The organism is Pseudoalteromonas sp. S558 (assembly GCF_005886635.1).
Taxonomy (GTDB): Bacteria; Pseudomonadota; Gammaproteobacteria; order Enterobacterales; family Alteromonadaceae; genus Pseudoalteromonas; species Pseudoalteromonas aliena.
Genome location: NZ_PNDU01000546.1, coordinates 1 through 499, shown reverse-complemented (window position 1 = coordinate 499; position 499 = coordinate 1). Strand labels below are relative to the sequence as shown.

The 499-nt window shown below is 37.7% G+C and carries 1 protein-coding gene; it reads right to left on the bottom strand.

All coding sequences use genetic code 11. The features are described from left to right. Positions 1 to 186 (bottom strand): FAD-dependent oxidoreductase (locus tag CWB66_RS21355; RefSeq protein WP_171037564.1); only part of this gene is annotated, 186 nt, incomplete at its 3' end. Positions 187 to 499: the final 313 nt, after the last annotated feature.

Below are 499 nucleotides of genomic sequence, written 5' to 3'. Positions count from 1 at the left end.
TGCTTCAGCAACCTGAGCACCATGCCACATTACTTTTTTAGGTACACAGCCTACGTTTACACACGTGCCGCCCATGTGTTTTGCTTCTATAAGTGCTACTTTAGCGCCACGCATTGCTGCTCTATTTGCAGAGGCAATACCACCACTGCCACCACCGATTGCAATATAATCAAAGTGTTGTGTCATTTTATGTCCTTAGGCGTTGAGTTTTATGCGCATTAGCATAACATTAAGTTTTAAAAATAAAGAGTGTTTAGGTGACCTATGTTTAGTAAAAAAACATTCGAATTTATCACTTTGCTTGAACAAAACAATAACAGAGAGCGGTTTAACAGTCACAAAATCAGAATATCAAGAATACGTAACAGAGGCCGCTTTAGATTCCATTAGGTAAAGTAAGCGCCATTTACCGATTAGATAAGAGTTGTTTTTTTACTTTTAGACCCAACTTAAACGTAATGCATTAACGCAAAGAGAGTATTTATGAGCAACCCATTAA